Source organism: uncultured Thiocystis sp., assembly GCF_903866365.1.
Taxonomy (GTDB): Bacteria; Pseudomonadota; Gammaproteobacteria; order Chromatiales; family Chromatiaceae; genus Chromatium.
Genome location: NZ_CAIPNF010000245.1, coordinates 1 through 16,838 on the forward strand (window position 1 = coordinate 1; position 16,838 = coordinate 16,838).

Sequence of the window (16,838 nt, forward strand, 5' to 3'; positions counted from 1 at the left end):
TCAATCCGGCCGGCCTGATCGTCACGCAGGATGACCGCTATCTGGGATTCATCTCGGCCACCTCGCTGCTGCAACTCGTCGAACAGAAAAATCTCGCCGCGGCGCGCGATCAGAACCCACTGTCCAAGCTCCCCGGCAACATCCCCATCCACGAATACGTCTCGCGCATCCTCGACGAGCGCGACAGCACCTGGCATCTGGTCTATTTCGATTTCGACAACTTCAAGGCATTCAACGACCACTACGGTTTTCGCCTGGGCGACCGCGCCATCCTGATGTTCGCGGAGCTACTTCAGAAACACCTGGGCGCCGGTGCCTGGTTTATCGGACACATCGGCGGCGACGACTTCTTTGCCGGAACTCAGAACGCCCCGACCCACCAGGTCATCGACCAGATACGCGAACTGCTCGGGACATTCAGCGCCGACGTCCAAAGTCTCTATGACCCCGAGGATCGCCACCGCGGACACCTGCGTGCCCGCGACCGCTTCGGCGAGGAGCGCGACATGCCCTTGATGCGCTGCAGCGCGGCCGTGGTCGAGATCCGTCCCGGCGAGGATTTCGGCAATGTCGACAGCCTGAGCCGGATCATCGCCGCGATGAAACATCAGGCCAAGGCGAGCCGTTCCGGTCTGGTCTTTCGTCATGACCCGGATTCGCGCGGATCCGCCCTCACGCTCCCGGAAACATCCCTCCAGCTTTCCGCGCCACCCATCAGTTGACTCAAACCTGTCCAAACCATTGACTGAAACCTGCGTCATCAGGCCATCCTGGCCTGATTTTCCAGGGCTGGAAGCCCTGACTACACAAAACCGATCGGTGTTGAGCCGCCCCCCAGGGACGCAGGACAGCAACCAAACTCGGCTGTCACAAAATCGTCAAACCTTGCCGGTACAGTTGGCGTCTCGGCAGACCGCCCCACGGGCGCGGTCAACCACACACCTCCGCGACGAGACGACACGCCATGAACGAGTTGCAACTGTTGGTCGAAAAAAAGCGCGAGGCACTCCGGCAGGACATCCTGGCGATGGGCGATTTGGTCTCGACGGCCCTGCGGGCGTCGCTCGACGCACTGCGCGGGCAGGATCTCGCGCTCGCGGGGCAAGTCATCAAGAGCGATGACATCATCAACCGCGCGCGTCGCACGCTGGAGCAGGAGGCATTGGTGGTGCTGGCCGCGCATCAGCCCGCGGGCCGCGATCTGCGCCTGATCGGGGCCTCGCTGGAAATGATCGCCGAGCTCGAACGGATCGCCGACCATGCCGCCGACGTGGGGCGTATCCTCCTGCGGGCCGAGGGGCAAACGTTTCCGGCGGATCCGGTCGAGCGCATCGCCGCCATGGGCGAGATGGCCACGGCCATGTTCAGCGATGTCATGAACGCCTATGCGCGAGGTGCCGACGCGGAGCAGGCCCGCGACGCCGTCGCGCGCGAGGACGAGGTCGACGCCCAGGAGCGAGAAACGATCCAGGAGCTTGCATCCTGGATCTGCGGCCATCCGCACAACTCGATGGCCGGAATCGAACTCTTATGGATCGCGCACCACTATGAGCGGGTGGCCGACCGGGCGACCAATATCGCCGAACGCATTATTTATATCGCCACCGGCGAGACGCCCGAGTTGAATGGATCGGATCGGGATTGAGCGGACGAGGTCACGCAAGCGGTGCTGGATGCTGACGCCAGGCCGAAAGATCCCGTCCCAGAAGCGCCTCCAGCCTAATGACGGAAGGACTCAGCTCATCCACCAAGCGAGCCCGCAACTCGGGTGCGAGAGGTGGTCGGGCCTGTGTCAGCGCATTGATCTTTTTGGCCGCCCCTCTGAACTTCTTTCTTAACCGCGCGCTGGGGAGCAGCGCCTTGACAAGCGCGGTCAGGAAGGCCGGACGCGTCCTCATGACATCGCGAAGCCAGGGGAAGCGGATGACTTTGTTGGTATTGACCGCATCGAAAACAGGCTGATGCGTCGGATCGATCTCCAGAAATCGACAGAGTCTTCGATAACAACCCGGCAGATCCCGAACAATCTCCTCGTGCAGAATGACATGCACGGACTCTCTGCCAAAGGTGTCGAAATAGCGGTCGAGCTGATCCGCGAAATTCACAAGCTCGCGATAAAAAAGGCCCTGCCGCAGGCCGATCCGCTTGGGCATGCGCTTGCCGTGCCGACGATCCGACTCCGCGTCCAGAGCCGCGGAAAAGTCATCGATGTCTTCCGTGCCATTGAATTGGCGCTGACTATGGAAGGAATACATCACATCCACCGGATGTCTCAGCATCACGACAATTTTTGCCCGTGGATTATGCGCCTTGATTTCCTCGGCGGCTTTCTCGGACAGCAAATAGAAAACGGACGCATCGCCCAGCTTTTGATGAGGCAGGGCGGCGGCGAAGAGTTGCTGATACTCGTCAAAGGCGAGTTTGGGTTGATCGTGGAACTCCAGGTCGCTGCCAAAAAAATGCGGCTCCTTGCGTTCCGGGAAAAAGACCTCTGGATGCGACTTCAGATACGCGTACATCGAGGTTGTGCCGCATTTTGGCGCGCCGACAATAAAGAAATCGACTGTTTTCATGATGATCCCGTTTCAGTGAGTCAAACTCATCAAGGCCGCGTCCCGCCGTGCGTCATGGATGACGGCATAACCTTGGCTCAAGACGCAGTTTACCGCACTGCGGCCATGAGTTTCGGCCGGACGGTCGCCTCGGGTTCCTGAAATTGCAGCGAGGCGAGCCGCGCATAGAGTCCGCCCTGGGACATGAGTTCCTCGTGACGGCCGGAGGCGACGATCCGTCCCTGATCCAGCACCAGAATCCGATCGGCATTGCGCACGGTCGCCAGCCGATGGGCGATCACGATGCTGGTGCGGCCCTGCATCAGGGTCTCCAGCGCATCCTGAACCAGGCGCTCGCTCTCGGCGTCGAGCGCGCTGGTCGCCTCGTCCAGCAAAAGCAGCGTGGGATTGCGCAGGATGGTGCGCGCGATCGCGATGCGCTGACGCTCGCCGCCCGAGAGCCGCACCCCGCGTTCGCCCAGATAGGTGTCGAAGCCCTTGGGCAGGCGATCCAGGAACTCGACCGCGTGCGCGGCCTCGGCGGCGCGGCGCACGTCGGCATCGCTGGCCGATTCCAGGCCATAGCGGATGTTCTCCCAGGCATCGGCCCCGAAGATGACGGGATCCTGCGGCACCAGCGAAATGCGCCCGCGCAGATCCTTGGGGTCCAGATGGCGGATGTCGACGCCATCGAAGCGAATGACCCCCGCCGACGGATCATAGAACCGTAGCAGCAGTTGAAAGAGCGTGGTCTTGCCCGCGCCCGAGGGGCCGACCAGCGCGAGCCGTTCGCCCGGCTCGACGGTCAGCGTCAGCTCCGAGAGGGCCGGCGTCTCGGGGCGCGCCGGATAGACGAAGCGGACATTCTGGAATTCGATCTGTCCGCGCGGCGGCAGGGGCAGCGACTCGGGTTCCGCGGGCGGCAGGATCGCCGGGCGAATCTCCAACAATTCCATCAGACGCTCGCTGGCGCCGGCCCCGCGCAACAACTGCCCGATCAGATCGCTCAACGAGCCGACCGAACCGGCGACCACCACGGCATAAAACAGAAAGGCGGAGAGTTCGCCGCCGCTGAGCGTGCCGGCCAGCACCTGATGCCCGCCGATCCACAGCACCACGCCGATGGCGCCGAAGGTCAGGAGCGTGGCGGTGCCCGACAGCACGGCGCTGGTCCAGGAGCGGCTCAGGGCGACCTTGAAGGCAGATTCGACCTGATCGCCATAGTGCCGGCGGTCGAGCGGTTCGTGACAGAACGCCTGGACGGTGCGGATGCCGTGAATGACTTCGTCCACATAGGCCCCGACATCGGCGATGCGATCCTGACTGGAGCGCGAGAGCTTACGCACCCGCCGCCCCAGGAACCAGGCCGGACCGATGACCAGCGGCAGACCGATCAGCACCAGCCCGGTCAGCCACGGGCTGGTGATCGCCAGCATTGTCAGACCGCCCAGCATCAGCAGCGAGGTGCGCAGCGCCATCGCCAGCGTCGAGCCCACCACCACTTGCAGCAGCGCGGTATCGCTGGTCAGTCGCGAGATCACCTCGCCCGCGCGGGTGATCTCGAAAAAGCCCACGTCCAGTTCCAGCACGCGATCGAAGACCGCCTTGCGGATATCCGCGACCACCCGCTCGCCGATCCAGTTGAGCAGATAGGAGCGCGCCATCACCGAACCCGCCGTCAGCACCACCACGCCCAGAAACAGCAGCAGCGAGCGGTTCAGCGCCTCCGCCGAGCCGGTGCCCAATCCGGAGTCCACCACCACCCGGATCACCTGCCCGAAGGCCAGCACCGATCCGGCGGCGATCAGCAGCGCCACCACGGCGGCGGCCAGATGGCGGACATAGGGCCGGGTGAAGCGCATCAGGCGCATCAGCGAACCCAGCTTGCGGGTCCCGGGCCGATTGATCGAGTCGGAAGGTTCGTGGCGCATGGATCGTCTCGCGGTGGCTGTGACTTGGCGGCGGTGGCTTGAGTGATGAGTCCCGAGCGAAGCCGAACGAGGGAGATGTCGCGCTCACGTTCCCGGAAGATTGCAACATGAGGCAAATCGAACGAAAGTCCAAGGCGTCGGCGCCGATTCGTCGCGCGGATGTCACGTCCGGCGCATCCAGGCCATAATGTCCGGCAACGCCCAATCCCTGGACCGCATGCGACCTCCGCCCATGACCGAACAACCCACCCAGCGCCATCCCACCGAGATCAATCTGCACGCCAAGTCGCGTCTGCTCACCATCGCCTTCGATGACGGCGCCTCGTTCGAGCTGCCCTGCGAATATCTCCGGGTCTTTTCGCGAGCCGCCGAGGTGCGGACCCTGAACCGGCCGGTCACGGGCAAGGAAACCGTCAACATTCTCGAGATCGAGCCCCAAGGTCAGTACGCCGTGCGCATCCTCTTCGATGACGGACACGACACCGGCATCTATTCGTGGGACACGCTCTACCGACTCGGGCAGGACAAGGAGCGCAACTGGGCGGACTATCTCACAAAGCTGGAACAGATCGGCTATCGGCGGGCCGAGCCGGAACCGGGCGAGAAACGCATCCGGCTGCTCTATTTCGCCTGGCTGGCCCGCAAGCTGCGAAAGGAATCGGAGGACTTGACGATTCCGGCGGAGGTCGGGGATGTCGCCTCGCTGATGCGCTGGCTCGGGTCGCGCAAACGCGGCGCGGCCGTGCTGTTCGAGGATGGACGGGTCCGAGTGACGGTCAACAAGCAATTCAGCGAACCCTTCACCAAGCTCCATGACGGCGACGAGGTTGGGATCGTACCGACATCTCCGACTCCGCCGGCGACTCCCGATCTGATCTGACTTATCCGAGAGAGCAGGAAAGCGCGCGGATGGCGTCGCGATTGGTCCAGGATCCGGTGAGCTGGGCGGCGGCGGCGGCAGGGAGCCAGCGGTATTCGAGATGCTCGCGCGGGTTCAGCTCGATGAGACGCCGGGTCTCCAGCACCAGGGCAAACCAGTATTCGCGGTTAAAGCAGACATTGGGCGCGTACCGCTTGCGCCAGGCGGCAATGATCGGGAACAGCGCCGAGTGACGCAGATCGATCAATGACCCGCCCACCCGCAGACCGGTCTCTTCGCGCACCTCGCGCGCGGCGGCGAGCCGAGGCGACTCGCCGGGCTCCAGGCTTCCGGTCACCGACTGCCAGAAGGCCGCCGGACGGACCCGCCGCAGCAACAGGAACTCGCCGCCACGGGTACAGATGACGACCAGCACGGACTGCGGACGTTTCAAGGATTCAGGGGGCATAGCGCGCGCTGTCTCGTCCTCTGGAATCATGCCGGGAAACAGGCTCAGGGACGCAGCCGGATACGCAACGCCAGTTCCTTCAACTGCGCCTCGTCGACCGCCGAGGGCGCATCGGTCAGCAAACAGGCGGCGCTCTGGGTCTTGGGGAAGGCCATGACATCGCGGATCGAGGTCGCGCCCGTCATTAGCATCACCAGACGATCCAGCCCAAAGGCGATGCCGCCATGCGGCGGACAGCCGAACTTGAGCGCCCGCAGCAGGAAGCCGAAGCGGTCCTCGGCCTGTTCGTCGCTGATCGCCAGCAGCTTGAAGACGCTGCGCTGGACGGTATCGCGATGGATACGGATGGAGCCGCCGCCGATCTCGGTGCCGTTCAGCACCATGTCATAGGCGCGCGACACACAGGCGCCGGGGTCCGTCTCCAGCCGGTCGAGCTGATCCTCCTTCGGCGCGGTGAAGGGGTGATGCAGGGCCACCCAGCGATCGTTGGCGGGATCGTGCTCGAACATCGGGAAGTCGACGACCCAGACCGGGCGCCAGCCCTCGGCCATCAGACCGCGCTCCTGACCGAGCTTCACGCGCAGCGCGCCGATGGATTCGTTGACCACGGTCGCCTTGTCGGCACCGAAGAAGATCAGATCGCCATCCTCGGCGCCGGTGCGCGCCAGGATGCCGTTCAGCGCGGCGTCGGGCAGATTCTTGACGATTGGCGACTGCAACCCCTCGCGGCCCTTCGACGTCCACTCGTTGACCTTGATATAGGCCAGACCCTTGGCCCCATAGATCCCGACGAACTGGGTGTAGGCGTCGATCTCCTTGCGCGACAGCTCGCCGCCCTTGGGCAGCCGCAGGGCCACGACGCGCCCTTGCGGATCCTGCGCGGGACCGGCGAAGACCTTGAAATCGACCTCGGCCATCAGGTCGGCGACATCGACCAATTCCAGCGGCACCCGCAGATCGGGGCGATCCGAACCGAAGCGGCGCACCGCCTCCTGATAGGTCAGACGCGGAAAGGGATCCGGAAGCTCGACGCCGCTGACCTCGCGGAACAGCTCGCGGATCATCGTCTCCATCAGGACCATCAGCGCGTCCTCGGTCATGAAAGAGACTTCGATATCGAGCTGGGTGAATTCGGGCTGACGGTCGGCGCGCAGGTCCTCGTCGCGGAAGCAGCGGGCGACCTGATAATAGCGGTCCATCCCCGACATCATCAGCAATTGCTTGAACAACTGCGGCGACTGGGGGAGCGCGAAAAATTCGCCCGGATGGGTGCGGCTGGGGACCAGATAATCCCGCGCGCCCTCGGGCGTGGACTTGGTGAGGATGGGTGTCTCGATGTCCAGAAACCCGTGGCGGTCCAGAAAGCCGCGTAGCATCCGGGTCACCTGAGCGCGCGTGCGCAGACGCGACTGCATCTCCGGGCGGCGCAGATCCAGATAGCGGTAGCGCAGGCGCAGTTCCTCGGAGGCATCGGCGGCATGCGTATCGAGCTGGATCGGCGGAGTTTCGGAGGCGTTCAGCACCTCCAGATCCAGCCCCAGAATCTCGATGGCGCCGGTCGGCAGGTCCGCGTTGACAGTGCCCGCCGGACGCGGACGGACCCGGCCCGTGATCCTGAGCACGTATTCGCTGCGCACCTGTTCGGCGCGACCGAACACCTCGGCGCGATCCGGGTCGAACACCACCTGCACCAACCCCTCGCGGTCGCGCAGATCGACGAAGATCACGCCGCCGTGGTCACGCCGCCGCTGGACCCAGCCGCAGAGAACGACCTCCTGCCCGTCGTGACTGTCGTTCAACTCTCCACAGTAATGCGTGCGCATCGCTCTCTTGCCCTGTTGTTCGCGGTGGGCGAATTCTTATGTCCTGAATTTGGACCGAACCCGCCATGAAAAAGCTCGGAAAGATACTGGTTGCAGGTGTTTGGCGCAAGCGGGGTCCGAGTGCAACTCGGCGGTCCCAGGTTGGGGTCAGGCGGCCGATTTGCTGTCCGCTGGCTTGGCCTCCGGTGTCGCCGCCTTGTCGGAAGCGCCGGTTGAGCTTGAGCTCTTGTCGGAACCGCCGGTAGAGCTTGATCCGCCCGCATCCGCCGATTTCGACTCTTTTTTCTCGCCGCTGTCGTGCAGGTTCTTCTGTTTATCCTTCTTGAAATCGGTTTCGTACCAGCCGCTGCCCTTGAGCCGGAAGCCGGCGGCGGAGATCTGCTTTTTCAGGGTGGGCTGACCGCAGGCGGGACAGTCCGTCAGAGCCGGATCGCTGATTTTTTGGATCTTTTCCAACTCGTGTCCACAACGTTCGCAACGGTATTCATAAATCGGCATGCTTGTCTTCTCGCTAAAGTTTTATCGAATCAGGTTGCGGACGATCTCGGGATTGGCGTTAATGCCCGCCCAGCGCTTTTTCGGGATCCCAGACGGACAATCAATGCACTCGACCGACCTCCGCTCCATTCTCATCACTGGCTGCTCCAGCGGCATCGGCCAGCATTGCGCCCGTGGGCTTAGCGAGCGCGGTTGGCGTGTCATCGCCTCCGCGCGTCGCCCCGAGGATGTCGCCCGGCTGGCGCGCGAGGGTCTGACCGCGATCCGGCTGGATCTGGACGATTCGGCCAGTATCCGCGCGGGCGTCGAACAAACCCTGGAGCTGACCGGCGGTCGGCTGGATGCGCTCTTCAATAACGGCGCCTACGGACAACCGGGCGCGGTAGAGGATCTGAGCCGCGAGGTGCTGCGCGCCCAACTGGAAACCAACCTGCTGGGCTGGCATGACCTGACCTGCCGCGTCATCCCGATCATGCGCCGTCAGGGTCATGGACGCATCGTCCAGAACAGTTCGATCCTGGGCTTCCTGCCCCTGCCCTATCGCGGCGCCTATGTCGCGAGCAAATACGCGCTGGAGGGGTTGAGCGATACCCTGCGGCTGGAATTGCGCGGCACCGGCATCCGCGTCTCGCTGATCGAGCCCGGTCCGATCCTCAGCCGCTTTCGCGACAATGCGCACCGCGCCTTTCTGTCCAACATCGACCGCGAACGCAGCCCGCACCGCGAGTCCTACCGTCGAGCCGAGGCGCGCCTGACCAAGGCCGGACCCGCGCAGCCCTTCACGCTGCCGCCGGACGCGGTGCTGAAAAAGCTCGTTCACGCCCTGGAGAGTCCGCGTCCGCGAGCCCGCTATTATGTCACCCTTCCGACGCATCTGTTCGGGACGTTGAAACGAATTCTGCCAACGCGCGCGCTGGACTGGATTCTGACGCGGGTGTCGCGCGGTGGGGAAGGATAGCTGACGGCTCCGCTGATGGCTGGGCGCCAAGCTCCTCCGCCCAGCAACCCGTGGGCGGCCCCAGCACCAGATCCGCGCCCTCGAAGCGCACCAGGAACAGCTCCCGGTTCGGATCCGCTTCCAGATGGCCGATGTTGACGATCACCCCGCGCGTCCCCGCGCAAGCGATCAAGGCGTCTGCGGGGAGGTCCGGGATGCCGCCGTCATTGTGAAGATCGGTGGCCGCGTAGACGATGTCGCCGGGGTTCAGTTGACTCAATTCCATCATGATCGTCGACTCCTGTTGTCGGGTTTGTCACCAGATGACCGCCCTCGCTTGTGTCGGAAATGACAAGCGAATCGGCGGCACCTTGAAAATTGTCAATGAATCAGCGCCCTGCCTGTGCAACAGGCCGTGGCATGGCGTTTGCTGAATTCTCTCCAAACGAGAAAAGCAAGACTCAAGCCACGCGCCGGATCTGACGCCGCGCGCTCAAGCCAACGCTGCCGGAGACACAACCCATGTGGGAGTATTCTGAAAAGGTCCAGGAACACTTCTTTAGCCCGCGCAACGCCGGAGCCGTCGCCGAGGCCAACGCGACCGGCGATGTCGGCTCGCTGTCCTGCGGCGATGCGCTGCGCCTGACCCTGAAGGTCGATCCGGTGAGCGAGGTTATCCTCGACGCGGGCTTTCAGACCTTCGGCTGCGGATCGGCCATCGCCTCCAGTTCGGCCCTGACCGAAATCATCAAAGGGATGACGCTCGACGAGGCGCTGAAGGTCAGCAATCAGGACATCGCCGACTATCTCGACGGCCTGCCTCCGGAGAAGATGCACTGTTCGGTCATGGGCCGCGAGGCGCTCCAGGCCGCCATCGCCAATTATCGCGGCGAGGTCTGGAAGGACGATCACGAGGAAGGCGCGCTGGTCTGCAAATGCTTTGCCGTCGACTCGGCGCTGATCGAGCACACCATCCGCGCCAACGCACTGAGCACGGTGGAAGATGTCGCCAATTACACCAAGGCCGGCGGCGGCTGCTCCTCCTGTCATGAAGGCATCGAAGAGATCCTGACCCGCGTGCTGGCCGAAACCGGCAAGACCTTCGCTCCCACCAACGCGGCCACGCAGCCGGCTCCGGTCCGGCGCAAACTCACCAACCTGCAACGCATCCGCTGTATCGAAAGCTCCATCGAGGCCATTCGCCCCAATCTCCAGCGCGATCATGGCGACGTGGAACTGGTCGACATCGACGGCAAGAACGTCTACGTGAACATGACCGGCGCCTGCGTCGGCTGTCAGATGGCCTCCACCACGCTGGAAGGCATCCAGCAGCGCATCGTCGAGGATCTGGGCGAATTCGTGCGGGTGTTGCCAGCGGCGGCGCAGCGACATTAAGGTGATTTTCGGAGAATGCACCACGCTGTCGATGTCCGGGGGCTTGCTAGGGCTCTGAAGCACGCTGAACAGCGATCGTTGTCGTTGTCGTCATCGGAGAGTCGACAACGAATACGAATACGACAACGAATACGAGATGCATGAATAGGCTTCGCTTTCGCCAGGTCGCATCGTCCGACGACCAGAGCGATCGGCGATCTGTCGCGCCGCCAACCGCGCCAGTCGACAACATCTCGACTGCCCCAGACCATCGCGAGAGAAATCCATGACCGGTTCCCCACCCATCCAAGGCATCTATTTCGACAACAACGCCACCACCATGGTCGCTCCCGAGGTGGTGGAGGTGATGTTGCCCTATTTCACCGAACAGTTTGGCAACCCCTCCTCGATGCACCAATTCGGCAACAAGGTGGGATTGGCGATCAAACAGGCCCGCCAACAAGTCCAGGCGCTGCTCGGCGCCGAGCACGACTCCGAGATCGTCTTCACCTCCTGCGGCACCGAATCCGACTCCACCGCCATTCTGTCCGCGCTCAAGGCGCAACCGGAACGCAAGGAAATCATCACCACCGTCGTGGAGCATCCGGCGATCCTCTCCGTCTGTGAACATCTGGAGAAGGACGGCTACAAGGTCCACTACCTGAAGGTAGACGGCAAGGGCCGGCTGGATATGCAGACCTACATGGATCTGCTCTCCGACCGGGTCGCGATCGTCTCGGTGATGTGGGCCAACAACGAATCCGGCACCCTCTTCCCGGTGCAGGAGATGGCCGAGCTGGCCAAGTCCGCCGGCGTGCTCTTCCACACCGACGCGGTGCAGGCGGTCGGCAAGCTGCCGATCGATCTCAAGGACACCGCCATCGACATGCTCTCGCTATCCGGGCACAAGCTGCACGCGCCCAAGGGCATCGGCGTCCTCTATCTGCGCCGCAACACCCGTTTCCGCCCGCTCTTGCGCGGCGGTCATCAGGAACGCGGACGGCGCGCCGGCACCGAGAACAGCGCGGCCATCGTCGGACTCGGCAAGGCGTGCGCGATGGCGCTGGAACACATGGAGTCCGAAAAGACCCTGGTGCGCGCCCTGCGCGATCGGCTGGAGCAGGGAATCCTCGCCGCCGTGCCCAACTGTTTCGTCACCGGCGATCCGACCAACCGCCTGCCGAACACCAGCAATATCGCCTTCGAGTACATCGAGGGCGAGGCCATTCTGCTGTTGCTGAACAAGCTCGGCATCGCGGCATCGAGCGGCTCGGCCTGTACCTCCGGCTCGCTGGAGCCCTCGCATGTGATGCGCGCCATGGGCATTCCCTTCACCGCCGCCCACGGCACCACCCGCTTCTCGCTCTCGCGCTATAACCGGATGGACGAGGTCGAGCGGGTCATCGCGGCGATCCCGCCGATTGTCGCGCAACTGCGCAAACTCTCGCCGTATTGGGGGGAGACCGGCCCCGTGGAAGATCCAGAGAAAGCCTTTGCGCCGGCCTATGCCTGAGAGGACGCCGGCAAACGATAGCCGAGAAAGCCGCAAGTTCCCGCCCTTCGAGCGATCGCTCTCCCAGCGAACCGCACGCATCTGTCGACTGCACGGAGCGTAGCCGAATCGCCCCCAGCGCATGGACCGCGCCTCGGTTCCATGCGCGACCGCCGCATGAGAGACGGCGCCAAAAGATCCTCCCTTGCCGGTTTCCCGAGAGGGTCTATTCTCATGGTCAGGCAGAGGCTTGGTTCCGCGATGACCAACTCGGCCTGGAGATGGAGAACGCTCATCCAATGACGACGGGCATCCGCCCACTCACTCGATATTGTGGAGGTACCGAGATGTTTGGCAGCCTGACGAACTTTGAAGGCGGTCTATTCGACGATCTCAGACGCATGCAACGGGAAATCGACGAGATGTTTACCCCGTGCGCATGGCCTGCGGCGATCCGTTCCGTCGCTCGCGGCGCCTACCCACCCATTAACATCGACGCGACGCCAAAAAGCGTCGACGTCTATCTCTTCGCCGCCGGCATCGATCCAAAAACCCTGGAGATTTCTCTTCAGCAAAATCTGCTCACCGTCGCCGGCGAGCGGAAGGTCACCGCTCCCGAACAGGCGGAGCAGTACCGGCAGGAACGCTTTTCCGGTTCCTTCCGGCGCGTGATCACCTTGCCGGAGGATGTGGATCCCGACCAGACGGCTGCACGCTATGCCGAGGGAGTCCTCCATGTCTCGATTCAGCGGCGCGAGGCTTCCCAGCCCCGCCAGATCGAAGTGAAATGATTGGGATGCCTGCGAACCCTGTTTCAATCCGCGCCCGGTCAAGCCGGGCGACACTGCACGGAAGAGGTTGCACATCTCCCATGCGCATGATCCCCCTGAAGGGTGAGGTTTCAACCGGAGGATTGCGATGAACGATCAAACCGAAATCACGCCCCGCGAGCCGTCTCAAACCCAGAGAAGTCGCGAGGGTGTCTATCCGCTTCGGCCCGCCGTCAATGTCTTCGAGGATGCCGAGGGCATCACCCTGGAGGCTGACATTCGAGGTGCGAGCCGACTAACGTCGCACCCCGAAGAACCCGTCATCGAACCCTGATCGACGGTTGCACCGCAAAGTGCGCAAGGAAGACAACATCTTCGTGTCGTGCGCGCCTTTGCGGTTGCCCTCGTCGGTCACGGCCAACGTCCCGCGCTGCATACGTCGCCACCCGGCATCCTGGGTCGATACAGCCGGTCCACCATGGTTCGGACAGGCGCGAACGACACCTCGCCAAGCTTCACGATTCCGTCATCGGGATTGCACCGAACGGTCAAGATCGCTGCTTAAGATTAAGCATGAGATTGTGCGAATTTCTGGAGCCTCCCGCGATGACCATCGAACCGACCCAACACAACCCCCATCTGATCGAGCTTCAAGTACACATTCATTACGGCAAACGACGCTTCTTTTGCGCGAGGGGCCGTGACTTGTCCGAGCGGGGAATTTATCTGGACGTACGCAACCTGACCCTGCCGACCGGAACCCTGATCGACCTTGAGTTCCACGGACTTGAACAGGATTCACGGATCGAGGCGACCGTCGTTCATCAGGATAGCGCGGGCATTCAGGTGCTCTTCGCCGTACCACAACCAGAGCTGTCTCCCGGACTGAAGCAGATCTCCGCTCCGCCCCCTACGGTGCTTGTCGCACTGCCGGAGTGCGCGCTTGCACTCATCTAAATCACCGAGCTAAACCGCATCTGGCGCAAAAAAACGTAACTGTTCATTTTGCGTCTGCCGTTGGGGAATGGATCGGCATCGGTTAAGACGCGGTTTAATTCCAGCGAAACAGCACCCATTGAGGAATCGAGGCATTCCTCGCCGAGCGCTCCTGCGCGTCGATGATCCCATCCCCATCGTGATCGAAAAGGTAATACGGGGGGCCGACCTGAGGCTGCACCCGGACCATGTACAGCATGCCCCGCACCCGATATTCATAAACGACATCGCTGCCGGATTCGGTAATGGTGATGTCGGGCTCCACCGACTCGCCCGTCACCGGCGACGGCTCGACCGTCGGCGCCTGCAGGAACCCGCCGCCCGCCGCCTCCTTTTCTTCTTGTGCATGCGACATCCCGAACGCAAGCGTCAGGACTAGGATGGTGAGAACTCGACTGGACACAGGGTCACCGTTGCGTGGCGAAAGAGATGGAGAATGGTAATACGAACCCGGCCGGATTGCTCGCCCGAGCGTCGTCCCGCTGGGTCAGGCATAATCCGCTCCTTGTTCACGGAACCTCCGCTGGATCCTCTATGAGCGGACTCAACCCCCGTCAAATCGAAGCCGTGCGTTACACCGCCGGCCCCCTGCTGGTGCTGGCCGGCGCCGGCTCCGGCAAGACGCGCGTCATCACCCAGAAAATCGCGCACCTGATCGGGCACGTCGGCCTCCAGGCGCGCCACATTCGCGCCGTCACCTTCACCAACAAGGCCGCGCGCGAAATGCGCGAGCGGGTCAGCCAGCAGGTCAAGGGCATTAACACACGCGGACTGGGCATTTCCACCTTTCATACCCTGGGACTCGACATCCTGCGTCGCCACCCCGAGCGAATCGGACTGCGCGCCGGATTCTCGCTGCTGGACGCCCAGGACTCGGAATCGCTGATCAAGGAACACCTGCGCGGCACGCCCAATGCCGGCGCCATCGGCCCGCCTGCCGTGCAGCAGCGCATCTCGCGCTGGAAGAACGATTTCGTCGATCCCGAGCAGGCCATGAGCCGCGCCGAGGATGACTTCGAGGCACAGCTTGCGACACTCTATGCCGGCTACGAACGCAGTCTGCGCGCCTATAACGCGGTGGATTTCGACGATCTCATCCTGGGTCCGGCGCGACTCTTCAAAACCCAGCCCGATCTGCTGGAGACCTGGCAGGGCCGCATCCGCTATCTGCTGGTCGACGAGTATCAGGACACTAACGGCGCCCAATATGAACTGGTACGTCACCTGGCCGGCCCGCGCGGCGCCTTCACCGTGGTCGGCGACGACGATCAGTCCATCTATGCCTGGCGCGGCGCGCGTCCGGAGAATCTGGCTCGGCTCAAGGACGACTATCCGACCCTCAAGGTCATCATGCTGGAGCAGAACTATCGCTCCAGCGCCCGCATCCTCGGGCTGGCGAACGCGCTGATCGCCCACAATCCGCATGTGTTCGAGAAACGGCTCTGGAGCGAACTCGGTCCCGGCGAACGCCCGCGCGTGCTGCATTGCAAGGACGAGGCGCACGAAGCCGAACGGGTCGCCTCCGAGATTCTGCATCTGAAATTCGCCGAGGACACGCCCTTCGGCGACCTGGCCATCCTCTACCGCGGTAACCATCAGGCGCGCCCGTTCGAGAAGGCGTTACGCGAGCACAACATCCCCTATTTCCTCAGCGGCGGCACCTCCTTTTTCGCCCGCGCCGAGGTCAAGGACACCATGGCCTATCTGCGCCTGCTCGCGAACCCGGAGGACGACGCCGCCTTTCTGCGCATCGTCAACACTCCGCGGCGCGAGATCGGCCCGACCACCCTGGAAAAGCTCGCCGACTATGCCCGCGCGCGCGCGATCGGACTGCTCGCCGCCTGCGGCGAGTTGGGTCTCGCCGAACACCTGAACGAACGTCAGCGCAACCGGCTCGGCGCCTTCGCCCGTCTGATCGCCGACCACGGCCAGCGCGTCGCCGCCGATCCGGCCGCCGCCATGAGCGCGCTCGTCGAGGCCATCGACTACCCGGCCTGGCTGCGCGAAAACGCCTCCAGCCAGCCGGTCGCGGATCGCCGCTACGAGAACGTCACCGACCTGCTGAGCTGGCTCGGCAAACTGCACAAGGGCGATTTCCAGGACAAGACGCTCGCCGACATGGTCGGTCATCTCACGCTGATGGACGTGCTCGATCGCCTGGAAGAGACCGAGGGCGGCGACCGCGTCCATCTCATGACCCTGCACGCCGCCAAAGGACTGGAGTTTCCGCAGGTCTTTCTGGTCGGCATGGAAGAAGAACTCCTGCCCCACCGCGTCAGCATCGAGGAAGACAGCATCGAGGAAGAACGCCGACTCGCCTATGTCGGCATCACCCGCGCCCGCCAGGCGCTCACCTTCACCCTCACCCGGCGGCGCAAGCGCTATGGCGAATGGGTCGTGAGCGCGCCCAGCCGCTTCCTCGGCGAGCTGCCCAGGGATCAACTGGATTGGGACAACGAACGCGTGGAAACGCTGGAGAACCGCAAGGCTCGCGGCTTGAGCCATCTCCACCGGCTAAAAGGTCTGTTGAACGCCGACTGAACGCTGTGACAGCCCCCTTGCCGAAACGTCCGGCACGGCAGAGTCACATCGACAAAATGACCTTTGACGAAAGCGTGATCGAACTCCATAATACTCGGCCTGCGCCCGTAGCTCAGATGGATAGAGTACAGCCCTCCGAAGGCTGGGGTCACAGGTTCGAATCCTGTCGGGCGCGCCAATTTATCAAACACTTACGCTACGTTCTTCGTTTACAATTTGGCCAACGTGACGCCCAGCGTGACAAGTCGCCTGTTTTCTTGTACCTGCGCCTGCCGGTTTCGACAAATTGCGTCGGCCATTTTGTACAGCACTTCGTCTCCCCAGGTGCCCATCGCCAAGTTAGCCGCGACCGTCACAAGCCGGATGTTGTCTGGAGTGTATCCAAGCCTTGAGTCGATCCGGTCAACGCTTGGCATCCACGGGCGCTTTGTCGAGTACCCAAGGGTGTCTTTGCTGGCCTTGATCATAACTTCGGCCAGTTCCCTCATGCCGCCACGGGCGTCAAATAAGGTGGCCGGACTGGGCGCGGTCGACGTCGGCGCGGTGCTGGCGGTGGAGAAACGCGCGCGATGACTTGTTCAAACAGCGGCATGTGA

Annotated in this window: 18 protein-coding genes and 1 tRNA gene; 11 read left to right on the forward strand and 8 right to left on the reverse strand. The window is 63.1% G+C overall.

Translation table 11 applies throughout. The features are described 5' to 3' along the window. Window positions 1-722: diguanylate cyclase (locus QZY07_RS13770; protein WP_295403700.1), on the forward strand; the 722-nt coding region annotated here is incomplete at its 5' end. A 242-nt stretch (window positions 723-964) separates the two neighbouring features. After that, window positions 965-1,645: a phosphate signaling complex protein PhoU gene (gene phoU / locus QZY07_RS13775; RefSeq protein ID WP_295403703.1), complete on the forward strand. Its 681-nt coding sequence runs from the start codon at window positions 965-967 to the stop codon at window positions 1,643-1,645. A gap of 10 nt (window positions 1,646-1,655) precedes the next feature. On the opposite strand, the gene QZY07_RS13780 is transcribed toward phoU, so the two are convergent. Then, window positions 1,656-2,573 (reverse strand): sulfotransferase, encoded by a 918-nt coding sequence (locus tag QZY07_RS13780; RefSeq protein ID WP_295403706.1) that lies wholly within the window; start codon window positions 2,571-2,573, stop codon window positions 1,656-1,658. Window positions 2,574-2,662: 89 nt separating this feature from the next. Next, complete coding sequence (locus QZY07_RS13785) at window positions 2,663-4,483, reverse strand: ABC transporter transmembrane domain-containing protein (RefSeq protein WP_295403709.1); 1,821 nt, start codon at window positions 4,481-4,483, stop codon at window positions 2,663-2,665. A gap of 232 nt (window positions 4,484-4,715) precedes the next feature. Between QZY07_RS13785 and QZY07_RS13790 the strand changes: the two genes are divergently transcribed. Further along, window positions 4,716-5,363 carry a gamma-butyrobetaine hydroxylase-like domain-containing protein gene (locus QZY07_RS13790; RefSeq protein ID WP_295403711.1) on the forward strand — a complete coding sequence of 216 codons (648 nt, stop codon included), beginning with the start codon at window positions 4,716-4,718 and terminating at the stop codon, window positions 5,361-5,363. Window position 5,364: 1 nt separating this feature from the next. Here the strand turns inward: QZY07_RS13790 and nudB are convergent, their stop codons facing one another. The 3 genes from nudB to QZY07_RS13805 all read right to left on the reverse strand — a co-directional run bounded on the left by nudB (window position 5,365) and on the right by QZY07_RS13805 (window position 8,132). Then, entirely contained in the window at window positions 5,365-5,811 is a 447-nt protein-coding gene (gene nudB, locus QZY07_RS13795) for a dihydroneopterin triphosphate diphosphatase (RefSeq protein WP_295403714.1), read from the reverse strand. A 44-nt stretch (window positions 5,812-5,855) separates the two neighbouring features. Continuing rightward, the gene (aspS, locus tag QZY07_RS13800; RefSeq protein WP_295403716.1) at window positions 5,856-7,634 is read right to left on the reverse strand and encodes an aspartate--tRNA ligase; all 1,779 of its coding nucleotides are present in this window, start codon (window positions 7,632-7,634) and stop codon (window positions 5,856-5,858) included. Window positions 7,635-7,781: 147 nt separating this feature from the next. After that, on the reverse strand, window positions 7,782-8,132 hold the full coding sequence (locus QZY07_RS13805) for a zinc ribbon domain-containing protein (protein ID WP_295403719.1): 351 nt from the start codon (window positions 8,130-8,132) through the stop codon (window positions 7,782-7,784). A gap of 103 nt (window positions 8,133-8,235) precedes the next feature. Between QZY07_RS13805 and QZY07_RS13810 the strand changes: the two genes are divergently transcribed. Then, entirely contained in the window at window positions 8,236-9,090 is an 855-nt protein-coding gene (locus QZY07_RS13810; protein WP_295403721.1) for an SDR family oxidoreductase, read from the forward strand. Here the strand turns inward: QZY07_RS13810 and QZY07_RS13815 are convergent. After that, a complete protein-coding gene (locus QZY07_RS13815) occupies window positions 8,990-9,358 on the reverse strand; it encodes a nitrogen fixation protein NifZ (RefSeq protein WP_363184231.1) in 369 nt (122 codons plus the stop codon). The two genes, QZY07_RS13810 and QZY07_RS13815, sit on opposite strands and share 101 nt — an antisense overlap. 233 nt (window positions 9,359-9,591) lie before the next feature. Here QZY07_RS13815 and nifU point away from each other — a divergent pair, with 233 nt between their 5' ends. The 5 genes from nifU to QZY07_RS13840 all read left to right on the forward strand — a co-directional run bounded on the left by nifU (window position 9,592) and on the right by QZY07_RS13840 (window position 13,662). Then, entirely contained in the window at window positions 9,592-10,464 is an 873-nt protein-coding gene (gene nifU / locus QZY07_RS13820; RefSeq protein WP_295403724.1) for a Fe-S cluster assembly protein NifU, read from the forward strand. A gap of 265 nt (window positions 10,465-10,729) precedes the next feature. Continuing rightward, window positions 10,730-11,956 (forward strand): cysteine desulfurase NifS, encoded by a 1,227-nt coding sequence (gene nifS, locus QZY07_RS13825; RefSeq protein WP_295403727.1) that lies wholly within the window; start codon window positions 10,730-10,732, stop codon window positions 11,954-11,956. Window positions 11,957-12,282: 326 nt separating this feature from the next. Then, window positions 12,283-12,726 carry an Hsp20/alpha crystallin family protein gene (locus tag QZY07_RS13830; RefSeq protein WP_295403730.1) on the forward strand — a complete coding sequence of 148 codons (444 nt, stop codon included), beginning with the start codon at window positions 12,283-12,285 and terminating at the stop codon, window positions 12,724-12,726. A gap of 127 nt (window positions 12,727-12,853) precedes the next feature. Beyond that, a complete protein-coding gene (locus QZY07_RS13835) occupies window positions 12,854-13,039 on the forward strand; it encodes a hypothetical protein (protein WP_295403732.1) in 186 nt (61 codons plus the stop codon). Window positions 13,040-13,311: 272 nt separating this feature from the next. Then, window positions 13,312-13,662, forward strand: a complete 351-nt coding sequence (locus tag QZY07_RS13840; RefSeq protein ID WP_295403735.1) for a PilZ domain-containing protein — start codon at window positions 13,312-13,314, stop codon at window positions 13,660-13,662. Window positions 13,663-13,756: 94 nt separating this feature from the next. On the opposite strand, the gene QZY07_RS13845 is transcribed toward QZY07_RS13840, so the two are convergent. After that, complete coding sequence (locus tag QZY07_RS13845) at window positions 13,757-14,056, reverse strand: DUF2782 domain-containing protein (protein WP_295403737.1); 300 nt, start codon at window positions 14,054-14,056, stop codon at window positions 13,757-13,759. A gap of 179 nt (window positions 14,057-14,235) precedes the next feature. Between QZY07_RS13845 and QZY07_RS13850 the strand changes: the two genes are divergently transcribed. Further along, window positions 14,236-16,242: a UvrD-helicase domain-containing protein gene (locus tag QZY07_RS13850; RefSeq protein WP_295403740.1), complete on the forward strand. Its 2,007-nt coding sequence runs from the start codon at window positions 14,236-14,238 to the stop codon at window positions 16,240-16,242. A gap of 101 nt (window positions 16,243-16,343) precedes the next feature. Beyond that, window positions 16,344-16,420: transfer RNA gene (locus QZY07_RS13855), tRNA-Arg, on the forward strand. Between the two features lie 31 nt (window positions 16,421-16,451). Here the strand turns inward: QZY07_RS13855 and QZY07_RS13860 are convergent. After that, window positions 16,452-16,730, reverse strand: coding sequence for a hypothetical protein (locus QZY07_RS13860; protein ID WP_295403742.1), 279 nt, complete (start codon window positions 16,728-16,730; stop codon window positions 16,452-16,454). Window positions 16,731-16,838 lie beyond the last annotated feature (108 nt).

Coding starts and splice junctions, on each gene's coding strand:
- QZY07_RS13785 (WP_295403709.1), bottom strand. CDS start 4,483: ATGCGCCACGAACCTTCCGACTCGATCAATCGGCCCGGGACCCGCAAG.
- QZY07_RS13840 (WP_295403735.1), top strand. CDS start 13,312: ATGACCATCGAACCGACCCAACACAACCCCCATCTGATCGAGCTTCAA.
- QZY07_RS13790 (WP_295403711.1), top strand. CDS start 4,716: ATGACCGAACAACCCACCCAGCGCCATCCCACCGAGATCAATCTGCAC.
- nifU (WP_295403724.1), top strand. CDS start 9,592: ATGTGGGAGTATTCTGAAAAGGTCCAGGAACACTTCTTTAGCCCGCGC.
- QZY07_RS13845 (WP_295403737.1), bottom strand. CDS start 14,056: ATGTCGCATGCACAAGAAGAAAAGGAGGCGGCGGGCGGCGGGTTCCTG.
- QZY07_RS13805 (WP_295403719.1), bottom strand. CDS start 8,132: ATGCCGATTTATGAATACCGTTGCGAACGTTGTGGACACGAGTTGGAA.
- QZY07_RS13815 (WP_363184231.1), bottom strand. CDS start 9,358: ATGATGGAATTGAGTCAACTGAACCCCGGCGACATCGTCTACGCGGCC.
- QZY07_RS13860 (WP_295403742.1), bottom strand. CDS start 16,730: ATGAGGGAACTGGCCGAAGTTATGATCAAGGCCAGCAAAGACACCCTT.
- QZY07_RS13780 (WP_295403706.1), bottom strand. CDS start 2,573: ATGAAAACAGTCGATTTCTTTATTGTCGGCGCGCCAAAATGCGGCACA.
- QZY07_RS13830 (WP_295403730.1), top strand. CDS start 12,283: ATGTTTGGCAGCCTGACGAACTTTGAAGGCGGTCTATTCGACGATCTC.
- nifS (WP_295403727.1), top strand. CDS start 10,730: ATGACCGGTTCCCCACCCATCCAAGGCATCTATTTCGACAACAACGCC.
- QZY07_RS13850 (WP_295403740.1), top strand. CDS start 14,236: ATGAGCGGACTCAACCCCCGTCAAATCGAAGCCGTGCGTTACACCGCC.
- phoU (WP_295403703.1), top strand. CDS start 965: ATGAACGAGTTGCAACTGTTGGTCGAAAAAAAGCGCGAGGCACTCCGG.
- QZY07_RS13810 (WP_295403721.1), top strand. CDS start 8,236: ATGCACTCGACCGACCTCCGCTCCATTCTCATCACTGGCTGCTCCAGC.
- nudB (WP_295403714.1), bottom strand. CDS start 5,811: ATGCCCCCTGAATCCTTGAAACGTCCGCAGTCCGTGCTGGTCGTCATC.
- aspS (WP_295403716.1), bottom strand. CDS start 7,634: ATGCGCACGCATTACTGTGGAGAGTTGAACGACAGTCACGACGGGCAG.
- QZY07_RS13835 (WP_295403732.1), top strand. CDS start 12,854: ATGAACGATCAAACCGAAATCACGCCCCGCGAGCCGTCTCAAACCCAG.